The 21,676-nt window shown below is 31.0% G+C and carries 12 protein-coding genes; 2 read left to right on the forward strand and 10 right to left on the reverse strand.

The annotated features are described in order from the left end of the window. Entirely contained in the window at positions 1–3,819 is a 3,819-nt protein-coding gene (gene porU / locus BLU40_RS16365; protein ID WP_090126237.1) for a type IX secretion system sortase PorU, read from the reverse strand. A 167-nt stretch (positions 3,820–3,986) separates the two neighbouring features. Between porU and gldJ the strand changes: the two genes are divergently transcribed. Next, positions 3,987–5,693: a gliding motility lipoprotein GldJ gene (gene gldJ / locus BLU40_RS16370; protein ID WP_090126240.1), complete on the forward strand. Its 1,707-nt coding sequence runs from the start codon at positions 3,987–3,989 to the stop codon at positions 5,691–5,693. Between the two features lie 66 nt (positions 5,694–5,759). Then, a complete protein-coding gene (locus BLU40_RS16375) occupies positions 5,760–7,016 on the forward strand; it encodes a UDP-N-acetylmuramoyl-tripeptide--D-alanyl-D-alanine ligase (RefSeq protein ID WP_090126243.1) in 1,257 nt (418 codons plus the stop codon). Here the strand turns inward: BLU40_RS16375 and BLU40_RS16380 are convergent. From BLU40_RS16380 to BLU40_RS16420, 9 genes are all read right to left on the reverse strand, one after another. After that, on the reverse strand, positions 7,002–7,862 hold the full coding sequence (locus BLU40_RS16380; protein ID WP_090126246.1) for an N-acetylglucosamine kinase: 861 nt from the start codon (positions 7,860–7,862) through the stop codon (positions 7,002–7,004). The two genes, BLU40_RS16375 and BLU40_RS16380, sit on opposite strands and share 15 nt — an antisense overlap. A 92-nt stretch (positions 7,863–7,954) precedes the next feature. Further along, entirely contained in the window at positions 7,955–8,959 is a 1,005-nt protein-coding gene (gap, locus tag BLU40_RS16385; RefSeq protein ID WP_090126249.1) for a type I glyceraldehyde-3-phosphate dehydrogenase, read from the reverse strand. A 25-nt stretch (positions 8,960–8,984) separates the two neighbouring features. Beyond that, positions 8,985–9,971, reverse strand: coding sequence for a 6-phosphofructokinase (gene pfkA / locus BLU40_RS16390; RefSeq protein WP_090126252.1), 987 nt, complete (start codon positions 9,969–9,971; stop codon positions 8,985–8,987). A gap of 293 nt (positions 9,972–10,264) precedes the next feature. Continuing rightward, positions 10,265–12,142: an alpha-amylase family protein gene (locus BLU40_RS16395; RefSeq protein ID WP_090126254.1), complete on the reverse strand. Its 1,878-nt coding sequence runs from the start codon at positions 12,140–12,142 to the stop codon at positions 10,265–10,267. 4 nt (positions 12,143–12,146) lie between these two features. Further along, a complete protein-coding gene (locus tag BLU40_RS16400; RefSeq protein ID WP_175454821.1) occupies positions 12,147–14,264 on the reverse strand; it encodes a glycoside hydrolase family 97 protein in 2,118 nt (705 codons plus the stop codon). Between the two features lie 122 nt (positions 14,265–14,386). Beyond that, positions 14,387–16,048, reverse strand: coding sequence for an alpha-amylase family glycosyl hydrolase (locus BLU40_RS16405; RefSeq protein WP_090126257.1), 1,662 nt, complete (start codon positions 16,046–16,048; stop codon positions 14,387–14,389). A 3-nt stretch (positions 16,049–16,051) separates the two neighbouring features. Then, positions 16,052–18,472: a glycoside hydrolase family 31 protein gene (locus BLU40_RS16410; protein WP_090126260.1), complete on the reverse strand. Its 2,421-nt coding sequence runs from the start codon at positions 18,470–18,472 to the stop codon at positions 16,052–16,054. Between the two features lie 206 nt (positions 18,473–18,678). Beyond that, entirely contained in the window at positions 18,679–19,647 is a 969-nt protein-coding gene (locus BLU40_RS16415) for an alpha/beta hydrolase (protein WP_090126263.1), read from the reverse strand. Between the two features lie 161 nt (positions 19,648–19,808). Continuing rightward, positions 19,809–21,671, reverse strand: a complete 1,863-nt coding sequence (locus tag BLU40_RS16420) for a glycoside hydrolase family 13 protein (RefSeq protein ID WP_090126266.1) — start codon at positions 21,669–21,671, stop codon at positions 19,809–19,811. Positions 21,672–21,676: the final 5 nt, after the last annotated feature.

Raw genomic sequence — 21,676 nt, forward strand, 5'->3', positions numbered from 1 at the left:
TTACTGAAGAATAACTAATTTTTCAGTTTTTTCTGCTCTTGTATTCGAGTTTAATGATTTTACTTTTAACTTATAAATATAAACTCCTTTTCCTATTCTAGATCCAAAATCATCCAAACCATTCCAACTTATGGATCTAGACAAGTTTCCTTCAGACTGTACAGTTTCATTTATTGTTTTAACCAACTTACCTGACACTGTAAAAATTTGAACTTGTACTTCTAACAATTCATTTGGTTTATTATGATTAAACCAAAATTCGGTATAATTAACAAATGGATTTGGATAATTTAATACATTAGTTAATTCTAAACCTCCATCTCCAACCACAAAAAAAGTTAACGTTGATTCTGTTAAATTATTGTACGTATCCCAAGCTTTTAAAGTTATTGTATGTAAACCTGGTTCTAAATCTCTTAATTGATAATTAACTTTCCCCTCGGTATAATCATTTAATTCTGTTTGATAATACTCATTTAAAATTATTGGATTCGATAAATCTCCATCTAAATAAGCTACAATATCGTGATCTACAGCTGTAATTGAAGTGTTTATTCCGTTTTCGTCCTCAAGAACCGCAATAAATAAAGGAGACTGATTGGTATTTCCTCCTTCAACAAAAGACAAATCGTTCATATACAATTGTACGGTTGGACCAACATTATCTTCTGGTGCATTTTCATTTACTCCTCCAACAACAACATCAAAACTATAACCAGATTTGTCTATTTTTTTATTATCTGCATAAAAACTTAATTTTCCCTTTCCGTAGGCAATTTTTAAATCTTTTGGCGCAACAAACTCAACACTAAAAACTCCATCTTTAACAGTAGCTCTACCTTTAAAAATAGTACTTTCAATCACATCAAAATCCATTTTAATACCAAAGTTACCATTATCTAAAGTTGTTTTTATATTTCCTTTATCAAAAACAGTAATTGCTAATTCTCCATTAAAATCATCAACTAAATTATTTGACACATCTAAAACTTGACCTTCAAATTTTACTTTAGACAAGGCTTTAATTGTATCTAATGACTGAGTTACATCAACATCATTCATTTTAGTTATAGATATATTTGGTTTTGGAACCGCCAATTTCATTGCTGGATCTCCTAGATAGTAAATAAAATAACGCTGACTAGTAGTAAATTTATTTTTAGTAATCATTAAATTTTCAGCAATTGAAAAGCCTTCATTATTAAATTCTAACAGTGGCTTTACCAATTCCAAATTAAATGCTTGCCCCACAGAAATATACACTTCTCTGGTAGTTGTAATTAATGATGAAGCTCCACCTGTTTCATTCCATAACACATATTCACCTGCGGTAGTTTTAGCAGGGTTATCAAATCTAGAAAACTCACAAGTTACAGTAACAAATAATGGCAATTTATTAGTATTGTTCCAACTTTGAATTTCAGAAACCTCTAAAATTCTTTCTGAAGCCCAACCATATACTCCGCCGTGCCCAAAATAATCTACAAGTAAAACTCCTTTTTCCACTTGATTAGAAATTTCTGTATTAACACTTGGATATATTGCTCCACCTGCTGAAATTTCTTGTTGATACGCATCTGCAAAAACCTTTTTTAAATTAAATAAAGGTTTATTTAACGTAATATCATCACCAATACTCTCCATATTAGATTGCAGTACACCCTCACTATCACTATCTAAATCATCTGCTACTAACATAATATTAGTTCTCCAACTTCCAAAGGATTCATTATTACTGTAACCTAAAATTTTATCAATTACTTTTTCTGCCTGATTTACATCTGTAACTGGAATTCTACCAGTTACAACGTCTTGCTTATCAATAGCATTCATCAACCCTTCATTTTCATCCATCATACCATAATAATCGTCTGTAACAAACGAACTTGCCAAATTAAAACTGGCAAAAGATTCATAAACAGGTACTACGTTATTATTTCCCGCAATCCTATCTTTATAATCGTAAGAAGCATCACCTAAAAAGCAAACATATTTTATTTTATTGGTGGTTGAATGGTCATACAAATTTTTAATAAAATCTCTAATTGCTGTTACGTCTGGGTTACCTGATGAAAACTCATTATAAATTTCATGAAGAGGAACAGCTATCGCATTAAGACCTGAGTTTTCTGTATGAAAATCGACCAGCCTTTGAGCCTGACCTAACAAATAGTCTTGTGTAACAACTAAGTAATCAATATTAACTAAATTATGTAAGTTTTGATTTTCTACTCTAGATTCATTTAATTTTTTTGGTTCAAAATAATCATTACTGTTCAAAACCAAATATTCTTGTAAAACACCACCTTCTGCTATAAATTTAAAATTACCCGTTGAAGAAATATTCTCAACCAAACTTGGCGCTAAAGGATTTGTTATGTTCCACAAAAAATCTATATTATTACTATTTGTTATGGAGTACTCATAATTTTCTGAACCTGTTGAGTTAGCAACATCTAAATTCCTAAACATAAATTGAGAACCTGTTGCTATCAAATTTTTCTCCCCCAAAACCTCGATATAATCTAAATATGCTTTTGCTGAAGGATTCCCATTGTTGTTATAATCCAATTCAACTTGAACAATATTGTTGTTATATAAAAAACTTGAACTTTTTAAATTCGCATAGGCTTCAGTTAAACCATTTGCCGCATTAAAGTTTAGCGAAAAAACATTAGCTCCACCAACATTTACATTCATAGAAGATGATAAAGCAGATTCAGCAACCGCTCTTACCCTAACAGTAATATCTTTAGAAGTATTAATATTCTCAAAAGGAATATCAAAAGTTTGTGTATTATCTATATTAAAAGCTTCCCCGAACCACTGACTCCCTGCCGACAACAAATTAACCTCCTCCTTTTCATAAAAAATATAATCATGATATGATGTAATTGATTGAGCAGAATTAGAAACAATTTTTGAAGCATTTTGAATTCTTTTCCCTTCTGAATTACCTACCGTGATAAAATAAACAGATTCCTCACTATAAATATTGTATTCATGTTTATAAAAACTTAAGTCGTTGCCAGTTGTATTCCAAGTATGAGGTCCTCTAGCATAAAAAAGAATATAATCTCCATCATTAAAAACTCCATCATCTTCACCTTCAATATAAATAGAGTTTTCTTGTAAACCATCAGGCCTTTCAACATTGTTAGCATTTGGCAACATTGCTCCTCCATTACCATAAATTTTAATTTGTTTTGGATCTATATTATTTACATCGATACCTAAACTTTGTAAAAAAGATTTATTTATTTTATAAACTCCTGTTTTTTCAATAGCAAACTTATACCATAAACCATTTGATAAAACAGAGTTTTTTATTGTTGTTGTTTTGCTTACTTTACTATTTACACCTACTAAAGATGGTGTATATTGAAGGTCAAAAGAAATTAATCTTTTATATATATTTTTTTCCTTAATAATAGGAACTATAATAAATGATGCAGTAGAAGTTTCTCTTTGTTTTACAAACTTTAATTCAACAAAAGGTTTTAACCCCAAATTAGAAGAAGCATTTCTAATATTTGCTGTCGGGACAAAGCTTTCATAAACAGGGTTTATTATTTTGTAATTTTTTAATCTTAAATTATTACTTATAATCCAATCACTATAATAATAAGGTAGTAAGTTTTCGTTTATTAAATGACCTTTTACAAGACTTGTGCTAATTTCAGTGTCAGCATTCAAACGAAACTGAACATTATCTTGCCATTCCAACTCAAAATGTTTCAGCTCATTTTGTTGAGCCACAATATAATAATTACTTATAAAAATACACACTATAAAAACAATACTTCTATACAATTTCATCTACCTAATAACGTCTATTTTATATTATTATTTTTTTATACAATACAACAATACATATAATAAAGGATAAAAACAATCGTTAATAAGAAACATAATTAAATTTTTTTCTTGCAAAAAAATTAATTTAGTGTAAATTGCGAAACATTAAAACCCTATTTAAGCTTAAAATGGAAATGGAAAAAATATTTAATATTACTAAAATAAGTTTACTTGCCGTTGTAACAATATTTTTTGTTAGTTGTCACGACAGATCTTACAAAAGTAATTCTTCACTAACAGGCTGGAATTCAAAAGACAAAGCGTCTGGAGGATTCTCATCAAACACAAGTTTTAAAGGTCAACAAGCCCCTCCTGGAATGGTTTTAATTGAAGGAGGTACTTTTACTATGGGGCACGTACAAGACGATGTTTTATTTGATTGGAACACTACACCTGTTAAACAACAAGTTCGTTCATTTTATATGGATGAAGCAGAAGTTACTAACTCTGAGTATTTATTTTACTTAGAATGGATGGAAAAAGTTTTTCCTCCTAGCGATGTAAACTATCAAGATATATACGAATCTGCAATACCTGACACTCTAGTTTGGAGAGAAGTTTTAGGTTTTAATGAATTATTAACTGAAAACTACTTGAGACATCCTGCGTATGCAGATTATCCTGTTGTTGGTGTTAGTTGGGTGCAAGCAAATCAATATTGTAATTGGAGAAGCGATCGTGTAAACGAAAAAATATTAATGGATAAAGGTATTCTAAAATCTTTATTCTCTCAAGATTCTCTTGAAGTTCGTGGACAAAATCATTTTAACACAGACACGTATTTAGCAAATCCAAATTTATTATTCCAAGGAGATTCTACTATTTATAAAAAAGGATTACCTACAAAGGTTAAACGTAAAAGAGGTGACCCTAGAACTTCTAGAGATGCATTTTCTGGAAGACACGTAAAAGTTTCTGATGGAATTTTATCTCCTAAATTTAGACTTCCAACCGAAGCAGAATGGGAATATGCAGCTAAAGCTGTTATTGAAAATAGAGAATACAACAACATTAGAGGACGAAAAAAATATGCTTGGGATGGTAAATACACCAGAAACAAATCTAAACGTTTTAAAGGTGACCAACTAGCTAACTTTAAACAAGGAAAAGGAGATTATAGTGGTATACCTGGATGGAGTAATGATGGTGCCGATATAACTATTGCAGTTAAACAATACGACCCAAACGCATTTGGTTTATATGATATGTCTGGTAACGTTGCTGAATGGGTAGCTGATGTTTATAGACCAATTATTGATAATGATGCAAATGACTTCAATTATTTTAGAGGGAATATTTTTACTAAAAAAATGATTGATGCTGAAGGTAAAGTTGTTATTGTTGATGATATTACTGTTGAGTATGACACGTTAGATAACGGTAAATTAGTAGCAAAAGCATTACCAGGAAGTGTTAAATACATACCAATTTCAAGAAGAGATGCTTATATGCGTAACAATTATGAAAAAGCATATAATGTAGATGCACAAGATGGTGATTTAGCCTCTTCAAAATTATTCGACAAAGATGAAGATGAGCTAGATGTTAAGCCGCGTATGTATAACTCACCTATTAAACCTAGAGTTATTGGAGAAAGCGGACTACATATGCAAGAATATGATGAAGAGCATAGAACAACATTGGTAAGTGACAAAACTAGAGTTTACAAAGGTGGATCTTGGAAAGATAGAGAGTATTGGCTAGACCCATCTCAAAGAAGATTTTTACCAGAATATATGGCTACAAACTTTATAGGTTTCCGTTGTGCAACGGATAGATTAGGTCCAATGACTTATAAACGTAGAAAACCTACTACAACAAAAAAAAGATATTAAATTAAAACTCATAAAATAATTTATAACCTCACTAATAATTTAGTGAGGTTTTTTTATATTTAAAAAATGAAAATTAAACAAATTCACAAGCTATTTATTGAGTCAAATCTAGTTGATACTGACACTAGAAATATTAGAAAAGGAAGCTTATTTTTTGCTCTAAAAGGAGATAATTTCAATGGTAATAAATTTGCAGATGACGCTATAAAAAAAGGTGCTAGTTATGCTATTATAGATGAAAAAAAATATGAAAGCCTAAACACTATTTTAGTAAATAATGTTTTAGAAACTTTACAAGAACTTGCTAATTTTCACAGAAAACAATTAAACATACCAATAATTTCCTTAACAGGCAGTAATGGAAAAACCACTACCAAAGAGTTAATAAACTGCGTACTTTCAACAACATATAAAACCTCAGCAACTAAAGGTAATTTAAACAACCATATTGGTGTACCACTTACACTGTTAAGTATGGATTCTTCAACAGAAATTGGAATAGTTGAAATGGGTGCAAATCACTTAAACGAAATTGAGTTTTTAAGTAATATTGCTGAACCAAATATAGGCTATATTACAAACTTTGGAAAAGCTCATTTAGAAGGTTTTGGAGGTGTTGAAGGTGTTATTAAAGGAAAGTCTGAATTATATGATTTCCTTCGTAAAACAGAAGGTAAAGCTATTGTAAATTCTAATGACGACTTGCAAATAAAACAAAGTAAAGGAATTGAAACTATTGAATTTAATTCTAACCAAATTGAACTTCTTGAAGTTAATCCTTTTGTAAAAGTTAAATACAAAAACAAAATAATTCAAAGCAAGTTAATCGGTAGCTATAACTACACAAATATATCTGCTGCTATTGCTTTTGGAAACTATTTTAATGTAGAGCTATCTAACATTAAAAATGCTATTGAAAACTATTTCCCTACAAATAATAGATCGCAAATAATAGAAAAAAATAGCAATCAAATTATTTTGGATGCCTACAATGCAAATCCAAGTAGTATGAAAGTTGCTCTCGAAAACTTAAACACACTCAAAACTTCATCTAAAATAGTATTTTTAGGAGATATGTTTGAACTTGGAGAAACAAGTAAATATGAACACCAAAGCATTGCCAAACTAGCTACATCATTTAATTTTGATAAAGTGTTTTTAATAGGAAAAGCATTTTCTACAACTAATGTAAAAAATGCCTTTGTATATGATAGTTTTGAAAGCTTAAAAAAATCTATTGATATTAATACTATAACCAACACTACAATTCTAATTAAAGGATCTAGAGGTATGGCATTAGAAAGAATATTAACGCTTTTCTAATTTAATTTTTTCTTGATGATATGTTATTAAACCATCTATTGGTCTTCTAACTACGTTTCCTAATTCAACTAAATAGTATCTGGCAACGTCTTCAATAATATCTTTTGCAAAGTATGCAATAGAACCAACAAAATGTACAGGTACTTTTTTTGATTCTTTGTAAGGTAAAATTCTATTTTGAAAGAAATCTTTTACTCCTTTATGAAGTACTTTATTAAAGTATAAAGTTCTATCATTCTTCAACATAAACTCAGCAAAATGCGCTAAATATGTATTCGGATTTTCTTCTTTATAGATATTTCTTTTAATAGTATCTGAATCTAAATTGTATTGCTCTTTAAACATTTTAGCAATAGATTTAGGCATTTTTTTGTAGTAATAATCTCTTAGTAATTTTTTACCAAAATAATTACCACTTGCCTCATCCATTAAAATGTATCCTAAAGAATCTATTCTAACATCAACATCTGTTCCGTCAAAATAGCAACTATTAGATCCTGTACCCAAAATACAAACCATTCCTGGCTCTGTAGTTACAGCATAAGCAGCAGCATACGTATCTTCTTTTACTACAACTTTAGCATTTATAAAAAATGATTCGAATATAGACTTTAAAAGTGCAGTAGGTTTTTCTGTACCACAACCAGCACCGTAAAAATATACTTCAGTTACTTTTTCTTTATAAGTTTTAAACTCTTCGTTTTCGTTAATTCGACTATTCATCAAATCTACTGAAAAAACTGCGGGGTTTAAACCTCCTGTTCTTGTTTTAAGTACAACTTCACCTGAAGAATCAAGTAAAATCCAATCTGCTTTTGTAGAACCTCCGTCTGCTATTAAAATCATATTTTAGGTGTGTTTTAATAAAAATTTAACCTTGAATATACTTTACAAAAGTACAAATTCAAGGTTAAATCTATAATATATTATTGTGTAAATTATTTAATCTCAGCAATTTTAGTTGCTAAATCAACTAATTTAGTTGAGTAACCAAATTCGTTATCGTACCAAGTAACAATTTTAAAGAAGTTATCACTTAATGCAATACTTGCTTCAGCATCAAATACAGAAGTTCTTGGCTCAGATACGAAATCTTGAGAAACAACAGCTTCTTCAGTATAACCTAATACACCAGCCATTTCGTTTTCAGAAGCTTCTTTAAGTGCAGCTTTAATCTCATCCCAAGAAGCAGCTTTTTCAGTTCTTACAGTTAAATCAACAACAGATACATCTTGAGTTGGTACTCTAAATGCCATACCAGTTAATTTTCCGTTTAATTCAGGAATTACTTTACCAACAGCTTTTGCAGCTCCAGTTGAAGATGGAATAATGTTAGCTAAAGCACTTCTACCACCTCTCCAGTCTTTTCTTGAAGGACCATCAACAGTCATTTGAGTTGCAGTTGTAGCATGTACAGTTGTCATTAAACCTTCTAGTAAACCAAATTTATCGTTAATTACTTTAGCAACAGGTGCTAAACAGTTAGTAGTACAAGAAGCGTTAGATACGATTGTATCTTCAGCAGTAATTTTATCACTGTTTACTCCCATAACAAACATTGGTGCATCAGCAGATGGTGCAGAAATAGCAACCTTTTTAGCTCCAGCAGTAATGTGTTTTCCAGCTCCTTCTAAGTTTGTGAAGATACCAGTACAGTCTAAAACTACTTCAGCTCCAACAGCATCCCATTTTAAATCTTCTGGGTTACGTTCTGCAGTAATTCTAATTTCTTTTCCGTTTACAACTAAGTTTCCATTAGCTATTTCAACAGTACCATCAAATCTTCCGTGTACTGAGTCATACTTTAATAAGTAAGCTAAGTGATCTACATCTAGCAAGTCATTAATTCCTACTACTTCTACATTTGGTCTGCTAGCTGCTACTCTAAAAGCAATTCTACCAATACGTCCAAATCCGTTAATTCCAATTTTAATTGTTGACATTTTAATCGTTTTATAATTATAATATTTAAACTGAAGTTATTTCAGCTACTTTAAGTAATTCTCTATTTATATCGTGGTTCATTTTTATGGCTTTGTTTAAACCAACTGTAGTAACTTGATTGTTTGTTACACCTACCATAACTCCAGTAGATCTATCTAATAATGCTTCAACAGCAGCAACACCTAAACGGCTTGCTAAAACTCTATCATAACAACTTGGTGAACCTCCACGTTGCATATGCCCTAATACTGACACTCTAATATCGTAAAAAGGATATTTCTCTTTGATGTAATCTGCAAGTTCAAAAACATTTTTACCTATTTTATCTCCTTCAGAAACCACAACAATACTTGATGATTTTCCTTTTTCTCTACTTGCATCTAAAGATTCTTCTAATTTATCAATTCCTAAATCTTTTTCAGGAATTAAAATTTCTTCAGCTCCAGCTCCAATTCCGGTATTTAATGCTATAAATCCTGCATCACGCCCCATAACTTCAATAAAAAATAATCGGTTATGAGAACTTGCTGTATCTCTAATTTTATCAATTACTTCAACAACTGTATTTAAAGCTGTATCGTAACCAATTGTATTATCTGTTCCGTAAATATCATTATCAATAGTTCCTGGAATACCTACAACTGGAAAATTGAACTCTTCAATAAGTTTCATTGCTCCAGTAAATGTTCCATCTCCACCAATAACAACTAATGCTCCTATTCCAGCATCTTTTAATTGCTTATAAGCTTTTTCTCTTCCTTCCTCAGTTCTAAACTCTTGAGAACGAGCAGATTTTAAAATTGTTCCTCCTTTGTTAATTGTATTACTAACATCACGAGCAGACATATCTTTAAAATCACCTTCAATAAGTCCTTCGTATCCTCTATAAACTCCTATGCAATCTATTCTATAATATGTACATGCTCTAACAACGGCACGTATTGCAGCATTCATACCTGGAGCATCTCCTCCTGATGTTAAAACTGCGATTTTTTTAATTGGTTCTTTCATTCCTAAATTTTATAGTTCAAATTTACTCTTTTTATGCCTTTTTCGCCTACAAATCAGTCTATTATTCACTAAAACGATTTCGCAATTTCGCACAAAAAAAGAGCTCATTTTAGAGCTCTTTTTACATCTGTAATTCTTTTATTTTCAATTTATTAACACAAACAACACATTCCTGTTAACTTTTAAGGTATTTTCATTTAAATTTCAAAAAATATTGTTTTTATAGGCAACTTATAAAGTTCAATAAATAAACACCTTTTTTAATACTAATTTCATCAATTATTAACAAAAAACTATTCCTTTTCTACCTTCAAAATAAAAGATTCTAATGGCTTTATATGAGTAGCTATTATTCCTACCCCATTTTCAACTTTTAGTTCAAGTTTTCGATTAAAATCTAGTTGATTTTGCAAATTATAGCTTCCATCATTCATTTTCCATTCTGAAATTACTTCTGAAGGAATTTTCAACTCAAATTCGCCTAAATTATTTGCATCGAAATTACTTACAATCAGTAATTTCTCATTTTTAGACCAACGAACAAACGAAAATATTTTATCTGAATAGTTTTCAGTTTCAGATCTATTAAAGTGATGTATTTCTTTATAATTACCCATTAACGCATCACTTTTTATGGTAAAGTTTAACAATCGTTTATAAAAATTACGTAATTCTATTTCTTCTGAAGTAGATTTTCCGCCATCAAATTTTCCTTCATTCATCCAACGTTGATGCGCTGGAACACCTATATAATCAAAAATTGAAGTTCGTGTAGGTTTACCAAACCCAGCATCTTCATTTCCTGGTTCACCAACTTCTTGTCCAAAATAAATCATAGTTGGAGAAGTACTAATTGTTGCAGAAACAACCATAGCTGGTTTTCCTTTTTCTGCCGAACCGGCAAAATCTGGGCTTGCAATTCGTTGTTCATCATGATTTTCTAAAAAGTGAAGCATATGATGCTCTATATCTGCTAAATCAGCTTGTATACTTGGTAAATTATCGGTTAAGCCTCTACCTTGCATAATATTTTTAATCGTATCATACAAAGCAACTTTATCATACAGATAATCCATTTTCCCTTTGTGAATATAATCTCTATACAAACTAGGATTGTATACTTCTGCCAATAAAAAAGCATTTGGATTTTCCATTTTTATGGACGAATTCATATAACTCCAAAATTCAACAGGCACCATTTCAGCCATATCATACCTAAAACCATCAACACCTTTTGCTGTCCAATACAGTGCAATATCTTTGAATTTAACCCAAGAATTTGGCACTTGTTTATCTCTCCAAAATTCAAAATGTTTTTTATAGTCTTCATTTTCAAAACCTTGTGGCAATTCATCAAAATCTTTTCTACCATCTGGTGAAACTCCATAGTTTACTTTTATAGTTTCATACCAATCATAAAAACCTGGTTGTGATGCTCTAGAACCGTTCCCTGTCCATTTTGGAGGGGTTTCATTGAACTTCCCATCAACTAAAGGATGTTTCTCTCCTCCTATTGGTTTATATCCATTTTGCCACTCTGGTAATTTAAAATCTTCTCCCGGATTGTAGTAAAAATTATTATTTACGTCGTATTGTTTTGTTTTATCATCATCAGCACCAAAATCAGTTACTCCTTTAGGGTTAGAGTTTCCTTTATAATTACGTGCAACGTGATTTGGAACAATATCTATAATCACTTTCATTCCTATTTTGTGCGTACGCTCAATTAATGCTTCAAACTCTTCTAATCTATTTTCAACATTAACAGCCAAGTCTGGATTTACATTGTAATAATCCTTAACAGCATAAGGAGAACCTGCTCTACCTTTTACAACTTCAGGATCATCGTTCGAAATTCCAAACTTTGTATAATCTCTAATTACATCGTGGTGAGGAACTCCTGTATACCATATATATGTTACACCTAAATCTTTTATTTCTTTTAAAGCTGTCTCAGTAAAATCATTAAATTTTCCAACTCCATTTTCTTCTATTGTACCCCAAGGTTTATTGGTTGTGTTTGTATTTCCAAATAAACGCGTAAAAACTTGGTAAACGACTTCCTTGTTTTTTTTCACTTCTATATTATTTTTTATCTCCTTTTTTTCTTGATTGCAAGCTGCAAAAATAAGAGTTAAAGCTATTATACTTGTAATTATTTTTGTCTTCATATCCTTATTTCTTTATTAAACTAATTGCAAAACCACCGCCTTCAACTAGGTGCAACTTTTCTTTTGAATGTTTATTAATTTCTATTGTTCTAATATTTAAATTGGTTGGATTGGTGTTATAGTGTGCTTTTTTTCCGTCTTCATAAATATTAGCCGTATAGGTAACTCCTTCATCTAAAAAAGAAAAATCAATCTCCAAATCACGAGAATTTTCATCAGTAATTCCACCAACAAACCAGTTTTCAGAAGCTCGCTCTTTACGAGCAATTGTTACATAATCTCCAATTTCACCATTTAAAACTTCAGTTTGTTGCCAATCTACACCAACATCTTTTATAAATTGTAATGCCGGGTTTCCTTCATAATGTTCTACTAAATCCGCAGCCATTTGTACCGGACTGTAAATTACCACATACAAAGCTAATTGCTGTGCAATGGTTGTATTTACTTGATTGTCCTTTTTATATTCATTAAATTTTATATTGAAAATTCCCGGTGTATAATCAATCGGACCAGCCAACATTCTTGTAAATGCCACAATTGGCAAATGCTCTGGCGGATTTCCTCCATCGCTAGACCAAGCGTTAAATTCTTGTCCTCGTAAACCTTCTCTAGAAATTGTATTAGGATACGTTCTACGCAATCCTGTTGCCTTAATTGGTTCGTGCGCATTGATTGCTACTTGATATTTTGCTGCTTTAATTACAGCATTGTTATACTGATTTACCATATACTGACCGTGGTGAAATTCTCCTTTCGGAATAATTTTTCCCACATAACCGGTTTTTACTGCGTGAATTCCTAAACTTTGCATTAACGCATACGCAGTGTCTTGTTGTTTTTCATAGGTTTGAGTAGCTGCAGAAGTTTCGTGATGCATAATTATATCTACTCCTTTTTCTTTTCCATAACGAACAACTTCCTGTAAATCGTAATCTGGATACGGAGTTACAAAATCGAATACTCCTTCTCTATCTTCAAAACCTATCCAATGTTCCCAACCAGTATTCCAACCTTCAACCAAAACACCTCCAATATTATTTTTTGCTGAAAAGTCTATAAATCGCTTTGTATTTTCAGTAGTTGCTCCGTGTTTTCCGTGAGCTTTTCCGGTATCTTTCCATTTTCCGTTTACATCTTCCATTCCATAATCCCACGACGATTTACCTAAATGCATTTCCCACCAAATACCAGTATATTTCATTGGTTTAAACCACGAAACATCACCTAATTTATTTGGCTCGTTTAAATTCAAAATTAATTTTGAAGCAATTAAATCTTTCGCTTCTTCTTCAATTTGAATAGTTCTCCAAGGTGTATTAAAAGGAATTGTTTGCTTCACTTTATAATCGTGATTTTTTGAACCAACCAACACACTTTTCATTTTAAAACCCTCTAGTTCAACTTGTAAAGTCATTCCAGAATAATCTATTAAACTAGCTTCGTGAAAACTTAAATGCAATCCGCTTTCGGTTTTCATTGTTACTGGCGTATTCACCGCATTATTTGGAATTGAAGTTTGTGCTAAATTCTTGTGACCAGATAATTTAAGTGCATCAATTTCACTAAACTTTGTGGTATTATACAAATGCTCATAAATATCCCAATCACCAGGAATCCACCATACTTTATGATCTCCTGTTAAATTAAACTCGGTATTTTCTTCAGAAACTAAAACTTCTTTTAAATTTTCTTGTTCAGGAAATTCATATCTAAATCCAATTCCGTCATCAAATACTCTAAAAACAATGTTTAATTTTCTATTTAATTCTGAAGTTTCTTGTAATTCAATTTTTAACTGGTTGTAATTGTTTTTAACTAAAAGTTGTTCCCCCCAAGGCATTTGCCATTCTTCATTAAATGAAGATGGTGTTACATTCAAAATTTTAAAACCATTGTGAAATGAAGGTAAATTTTCAAATTCAAAACCTAATTGTGAAGGTTTTACCACCTGATTCTTTTTATGAGAAACTGAATAGGTTGGTACACCTTCAGCACTTAACTCAAAATTGATTTGAATGTTTCCATCAGGAGAAACAACTTCAGTTTTATTTTCGGATGCCGAATTACAAGCAACCAAAAAACTAATTAAAACAACTAAAAAACTTTTTAATATTTTCACTTTGTTATGTTTTTATTCTAAACTTTATTTTATACGTCATTCTGAACTTGTTTCAGAATCTCATCATACAAATACCAATCATTATGAGAACCTGAAACAAGTTCAGGTTGACGAAATTGAATTTACATTTTCTCTAATAACACTATTGAAAATGGCGAATCAATCACTACTTTTCCTTTTTTAACTTGAACTTCCTTACCTGAATAAGCATCTTTTAATAATGTTCCTTCAGCAAAGATTTCTCCAACGTTTACTTGTTTTTCGCCTTCATTTAAATCTAAACCTACAATAACTCCGTCGTTAAATTTTTCTGAAGTATAAGTTCTTTGGAAAATATATGGTTCTTGAGATATCATTTTATGAACTCCTGCTCCAACACTTGGATGTTGACTTCTAAAAACTCCTAATTTTTGCCAGTGCGCTAAAATTTCTTGTGTGTTTTTGTTGTTAGCAATCTCATCCCAATTCATTAAAGAACGAAGGTTTGCATCTCCGTTTGCACCTTCAACAATTAATGGTCTAGCAGATTCGTCTCCATAATATATTTGCGCTGTTCCTGGACTTAACAATAATTTATTTGCAGTTTCAAAAGGTTTTTCTCTGTTTGGATCAAAAGGTTGACCATCATCATGAGAACTTAAATAATTCAACACTCCAAATTCTTTTAATTCATTATTCAAAATTGAATCATATCGAGAAAATAATTCCTCATAAGTATTTTGAGCGGCATTCCATTTGAATTCAAAGTTAATTTGACTTGTAAATTTGTTATCAAAATAGTTTACTTTTTTATCTCCAAAATCAAAGAATTTCCCTCCAGAAATTCCATAATTATATACTTCTCCTACTAAATAAAACGGATTATCATCCATTACTTTTTCAGGATTATTTTTCTTGAATTCAGTAAAAGCAGCATCACAAACTGATTTAAAATCAGACCAAACAGTTTCTTCTGTATGCTTAACCGTATCAGCTCTATAACCATCAATTCCAAACTCTGTAATATAATCTGAAAGCCATTTCATTATATAATACTTTGGAGCTCTTGGATAACCTGTTTTAGCAAAAAAGGCATCTAATTCTTTTACTTCCTGTTCATATCTGCCTTCAGCTTTCCATTTTTCAACTAATTCTTTCGGTAACTCAACGTTCTCTGTACTTTCTGTTTTTACATCAGGTAAGTTTTTAACTAAAGTACACGTAATCGTATTTTCATAATTATCATACTTACATTGTGGGCCAGTTCTCACCCAATTATTTGGATAAACAGGATCAATTTCTGTAACCGGACCAGTATGATTGATTACAGCATCTAAAACAATTCTAATTCCATTTTTGTGGGCAACCTCAACCAACTTTTTTAAATCTTCTTTAGTTCCAAAATTAGGATCTAAAGCTGTCCAATCTCTAGTCCAATAACCGTGAAATCCATACGAAAGCCCAGTTCCTTCATCAACAGCTCCGTGAATTTGTTCTAAAATTGGAGTCATCCAAATTGCATTAATTCCTAAATCGGTAAAATAACCTTCTTCCACTTTTTGAATTACACCTTTTAAATCTCCACCTTTAAACCCTCTTAATTTTGCAGCATTATCTTTTCGGTCAAAACTTAAATCGTTTGAAGTATCTCCGTTATTAAAACGGTCGGTTAACATAAAATATATGTTCGCATTTTCCCAAATAAATGGTACTTCTGGTTTTGTAGGTTCCATAGCTTTGGTTGATTTTTCTTTACAACTTGTTAGCGCTAATAAAACGATTAAAAGGAAACTTAATTTTTGCATTGTTTAAAATTTTATTCTGATTGATTTTTCTTCTGAAGTATTCCAAGTAACTGGAATTACAATATTCTTTCCGTGATTTTCCAAATAAAACATTCTTCTCTTTCCGTTAATTTTCACTCTCTTTGGAACTTTATTTACATTATGAATTATTAATTTAATTTCTTTTGTTGAAGTTTGATAGTTTTCACCTGTCTCAGCTTCAAAATCAATCTCAAACCAACGTTTTTCTTGCTCAGCTTCAAACGCCAGAATTTCATACATTCCTTTTTCAAAAGCATCTTTAGTTTCACCATCATCATTATATAAACTATAATCTACTTCATCAATTCCTTCTTCATAATAAAAATGTAAATCGAACTTATCTAAATTGTATGTTGAAGTATTTTGTATTGGCTGAATCATTGGAATAAATGAACCTCCACGAACATACGTTGGAATGTTTTCTTCTTTTAACTGAACTGTTTTTGTTTGTCCACCATCAACTTTTTCTTCAGTATAAAAATTGTACCAATTTGAACCTTTTGGGAAAACTACTTCTTGCTCTTTAATCCCTGCAGAAATTACAGGACTTACCAAAAATGAATCTCCCCACAAATAGGTTTTATCAACTTCATTTAAGCTCTCATCTTCAAAAAATAATGGTCGCATTAATGGTGCTCCCTTTTTACTATTTTCAAAAGCTAAATTGTAATTATAAGACAACAAACTGTAACGTAATTCAATCGCTTCTTTGGCTAATTGTTTTGTTTTTTCTTCTCTAAAAACAGGTTCTGAAGGAACATCTTCCTGCGCGTGCGGACGATAAATTGGTTGAAAAACTCCATATTGTAACCAACGTGTATACAATTCATCATCTAAATTTGGCCCAGCAAATCCACCTAAATCTGAATGCATATATGCTAAACCTTGCATTCCCATTTGTAATGAGATTTCCATTTGTGGTTTTAATCCGCCCCAAGTTCTATTCACATCGCCAGACCACGGAATCATTCCGTAATGTTGTGCGCCAGAATAACCTGCACGCATTAAAATAAACGGACGCTCATTTGGAAACTCTTTTTCGTAACCTTTAGCAATTAATTTTGCCCATTCGCTACCATAAATATTATGTACTTCATCTGCCGTTCCAGTTGCGTGTAATAAGTCTGAAGGATGCACTTCTGGCTCACCTAAATCTCCCCACCAACCTTCAATTCCGTATTCATTTTTTAAATCTTTATAAATATTCCAAAACCATTCATTTCCTTTTGGGCTGAAAATGTCTATAATCGCTGTATTTCCGAAGTAGAAATCGTAGGTATATGGTTTACCTTCTTTTGTTTTTCCTAGAATGTCTTCTTTAACAGCTTCATCCCAACGGTTTGAAGTTGTTAACACAAATGGCTCGGTAATTAAAATGGTTTTAACACCTTTTTCTTTTAAATCGGCTACCATTTTTTTAGGATTAGGAAATGAATCTCTATCGAATTTTAAATTACCCATAGTTCCTTGAACTTCTTTTCCAAACCAATACAAATCTAAAATTATAGCATCTACTGGAATTTCTTCTTTTTGAAACTCATTTATAGTTTCTATAGTTTCTTTTTGAGAATGATAACCAAATCTACTTGAAAAATTACCCAATGCCCAACGTGGAATTAATGGTTGAAAACCTGTTAACGCAACATAATTTTCAACAACTTCTTCCCAATCGTCACCTGCAATAACTTGGTAGGTTTTTCTTCCTGAAATGGTTTCGTAAGTTAGTGTGTTATTCTTTTTGCTATCAAAATCTAAATAGCCAATTGGAGCATTATCAAAGTGAATGGCATACATTTTTGAAGAATACATTACTGGAAGCGTAAAATTCATTAATTCTGAATGTGTTTCGTAACCATAATGTGCTCTATTGTACAACGGCAATCTATTTCCTCTTCTATTCATTCCTAGAGCTCTTGCTCCTCCACCATATAAAACTTCATCTTCTGTAAGGTTAAATTCTATACTTTCAGTTTCTTTAGCAACAATATTTCCTTTTACCAATTCCATTGGATTATGTGGAACTTTGTAATATCCTTTCTTTTCTGAAATCAGGAAATTATCTTCATAGTAATATGAAACTTGAAAAGGCGAATGATTTATTTTTACTGAAATATCTTTCATTTTTATTTCAGTCATTCCTGAAGTTTCAACAATTTCCATTTCAACAGCTTCTGGTTTTAAAACAACTGCGTGAGAATTTGGATTGAAAGTTTCGCCTTTTGGTATAAATGAAGTTTCTATTATTTCATTTCCGTAAGGTTGAAATCTGTAAACTCCATCATTGGTTTTTACTTCAACATAACTTTTAAATTTGGTTACTTTTTCTAATTTTCTATTTGGATTTTGTGCGTAGAAAATTGTTGAGAAAATGAATAGTAATATTGTTAGTTTTAATGATTTCATTAATTTCTTATTTAAACTTTTACTTGTTATGTGAGATTCTTCACTATCGTTCAGAATGACAATTTTTTTATCATTCCTGCGTAGGCAGGAATCTATAATACTCACAACAATGTTAACCTCTATATTAATGGATACCTCTTTTCACAGGTATTATATTTTCTTGTTATATGTGAACCTGAATCAAGTTCAGATTGACGAACTACTGATTACTCCTTCAGTAAAAACTCTGCAGGAATTTGAAAACGCTGATTCCAAGAATTTTCTGAATGATCGTGATCTTCAAACTTTAAATTTCTTGAATTTATCTCATCAAAACCTTTAAACTTCAACACCTCATCTACTCTGTGTTGGTATGGTAAATAAAACTTATCTAAAGTTCTTGTTCCGTAATCAAAATAGATTTTATGCGTTTTTGCTGATGGTAAATTTTCTTCCAAATATTTAAAAAACGTTTCTGGAACTGGATTTCCTTCAAAAGGAGTAATTCCAGGCCAATGAGTTGACAAACAAGCTGCACCACCAAACACATTTGAATATTCGCACAAGGCATACATCGAAATTAAACCTCCCATACTTGAACCTGACACAAAGGTATTTTCAGCATTTGTGTATACCGAAAAATTAGCATCAATTACTGGTTTCACTTCTTCAACAATAAACTTTAAATAATTGTCAGAATCTGGTGATTCAAAATTACTTCCATATTGTTTTTTTCCAACTGCAATAATTGAATCTAAAAACTTTTTAGGTAACGTTTCAAATGGTTTTTGCGGATAATAATTTGGATGACGAATATCTGCATGATTCCAAATTGCTACAACAATGGTTTTTCTAATTTTATTTTCAGCCATTAATTGACTCATTATTTCGTCAATTTTCCACTCTTGTTTGTTCCAAGTAGATTCAGCATCAAACAACATTTGTCCGTCGTGCATATACAAAACAGCATATTTTTCATTTTCTGAATAGCCTTCTGGCAACCAAACATCAACTGTTCTTGGACGAACATATTTAGATTGCAAAGTATCAATTCTTTTTATAGTTCCTGAAGCTAATTTTCCAGTGTATTCTGAAAATTGGATTTTTAAAACTTCATTTTTAGGTTCAACTTTTTTTTCTTGTTTACAAGAAAATGTGATTATTGCTAATAAAAAAAGGATTGTTAGTTTTTTCATTGTTTCCTGTTTTTCTTTATGGATTCATGCTTACGCAGGAATGACAATTATCTAATTTTTGTCATTTTGAAAGTAACGAAGTGAAACAAAGAATCCCAATTAAATTAATAACAAATTTGAGATTTCTCGTCGCTAGTACCTCGCTCTGTCGAAATGACAACTTATAATTTTGTAGTTAAAATAGTAACTCCATTCGCTTTTACTTTCAGTTTTTCTTTCCAAGTAAAAGTTTTATTCGTTAAAATATTTTTAACTTTTTTTCCTTTTAAACCTATCTCTTCAAAACGGTTTAAATCTAATTCGTACTCTTCTTCGTTTTTATTCAAAATGAAAGTTACAATTTCATCTCCTTTAATTCTAAACAATGTATACGTTGCAAAATCTGGAGCAAAATGAACTGTTTTTCCAGAATGAATTGCTTCACTTGTTTTACGATAATTTAGAATTGTTTTTAGAAAATCCTGCATTCCTTTTTGATCTTTTGAAAGACCTTTTCCTGTAAATGCATTAACTTTATCGTTTTTCCAACCACCAGGAAAATCGGAACGAATTAATCCGTGATCTCCAGGTTTTGCAGTGTCTTCCATTAAAATTTCTGTTCCGTAATACAATTGTGGAATTCTTGGAAGCATTAACATATAACTTACTGCCATTTTTGTTTTAGCAATATCTTCTTTAGTTTCAGTAAAAATTCGACTTTTATCGTGATTATCAACAAAAATTAAAATATCCTTTGGATTTGTATAATGAAAATCATTTGCCAAACCTTCGTACATTTTTACCAAACCTGTATCCCATTTTTCTTCTTCGTTTACAGCTTCAATAATGGCTCTTTCCATTGGGAAATCCATTGAAGATTTTAAGTTAGACTTGTAACCATCTTTGTTATTTGCTCCATCTTGCCAATAACCAACCAACAGCGGATTGTAACTCCACTCTTCTCCAACAATTGAAAAATTTGGATATTCTTTCATAATTTCTCCAGCCCAATTACTCATAAAATGTTTGTCTGGATATGGATACGTATCTTGTCTAATTCCACCTAAATCTAAGGTTTCAATCCACCAAATACTATTTTGAATTAAGTACGTTGCCAACAAAGGATTGTTTTGATTTAAATCTGGCATTGAAGACACAAACCAACCTTCATTCATTAATTTTTTATCGCTTTTTGAAGCGTAACTATCTTGATTAGTAGTTCTTCTATGGTTTGTATTTACAAATTTACCTGCTAAATGTTCTTCTTGAAAATTTACCCAATCGTTTGTTGGTAAATCTTTCATCCACCAATGTTCTAACCCAATATGATTTGCTACTTGGTCCATTACCAATTTCATATTACTTTTTTTCAATTCTGAAGACAATTCTTTATAATCTTCTAACGAACCAAAACGAGGATCTACTTGATAAAAATCGGTCATTGCATAACCGTGATATGAGCTTTCTTTCATATCATTTGTTAACACAGGAGTTGGCCAAACAGCAGTAAAACCCATATTTTGAATATAATCTACGTGATTGGTAATTCCTTTAATATCACCACCGTGACGCGCATAATCGTGTTTTCTATCTATACCTTGTTCGTTTAAACCTTCTACAGAATCGTTTGAAGTATCTGCATTTGCAAAACGGTCTGGAGTTATTAAGTAAATTACATCTGAACTATTAAAACCAATTCTATTTTTTGAATCTTTTTTTCTTTCTTTCAACTCATAATCTACACTAAAATTATTTCGCTTACCTTTCTTTTTAAAATCTATTTTAAAAGTTCCGGCTTGTGCTTTTGAAACATCTATAGTTACAAATAAATAATTTTTATTTTGCGTTTTCTTAATTTGCTTTATAGCAATGTTTTTATTTTTTATTGAAGGTGTATGTTGCGATATATTTTCGCCATAAACCATTAGTTCTATTTGGTTATGCTCCATACCAACCCACCAGCTTGGCGGTTCTACTCGTTCAACCTTTTGAGCTTGAATATTAAAAGTACATAGCAATAAGAATATAAAACCTAACTTTTTCATTGAGT

Origin of the sequence: Lutibacter oricola (genome assembly GCF_900106565.1) — a bacterium.
GTDB classification, from domain to species: Bacteria; Bacteroidota; Bacteroidia; order Flavobacteriales; family Flavobacteriaceae; genus Lutibacter; species Lutibacter oricola.